Origin of the sequence: Pseudomonas sp. NCHU5216 (genome assembly GCF_052156495.1) — a bacterium.
Taxonomy (GTDB): Bacteria; Pseudomonadota; Gammaproteobacteria; order Pseudomonadales; family Pseudomonadaceae; genus Aquipseudomonas.
Genome location: NZ_JBQLIX010000088.1, coordinates 1 through 745, shown reverse-complemented (window position 1 = coordinate 745; position 745 = coordinate 1). Strand labels below are relative to the sequence as shown.

Sequence of the window (745 nt, the reverse complement as noted above, 5' to 3'; positions counted from 1 at the left end):
TTCTCGACGCCTGTATAACCGGCGTCAGCCGCCACCATGTTCTCTTCGCCATGCAGCAGCTTGTCCACCTGGGTGACATCCGCAACATTGGCGGCTGTGACATGGACGTGGTGCACCAACCCCGACTCCACATCCACCCCGATATGCGCTTTGGCGCCGAAGTAGTACTGGTTGCCTTTCTTGGTCTGGTGCATCTCCGGGTCACGTTCACGCTTCTTGTTCTTTGTCGATGTCGGCGCATGAATCAATGTGGCATCAACGATAGTGCCCTGTCGCAGCGACAAGCCGCGATCCCCCAGATAACCGTTGATGACACCGAGAATACCGCTCGCCAGGCCGTTCTTCTCGAGCAGACGACGGAAATTGAGGATGGTCGTTTCATCGGGGATACGCTCCAGACTCAAGCCTGCGAACTGCCGCAAAATGGTCGTTTCATACAGTGCCTCCTCCATCGCTGGGTCGCTGTAACCGAACCAGTTCTGCATCAGGTGCACTCGCAGCATGGACATCAATGGATAGGCCGGACGACCACCTTCACCCTTCGGATAGTGCGGCTCGATCAGCGTCACCAGGCCCTTCCACGGAACCACCTGATCCATCTCGATCAGGAACAATTCACGGCGGGTCTGCTTGCGTTTGCCAGCGTACTCAGCGTCAGCGAAGGTCATTTGCTTCATCGGGCTATCATCCAGGGCTACCAGGCCAACTATTTCACCAGATTCTGGAAGTTAAATTCAGAGTTTCC

1 protein-coding gene is annotated in these 745 nt (G+C 55.8%); it reads right to left on the bottom strand.

Features of this window, described 5'->3' with window-relative positions:
* A partial coding sequence (locus tag ACSVIK_RS25985; RefSeq protein WP_442447017.1) for an IS5 family transposase occupies nt 1-677 on the bottom strand: 677 nt, incomplete at its 3' end.
* Nucleotides 678-745 lie beyond the last annotated feature (68 nt).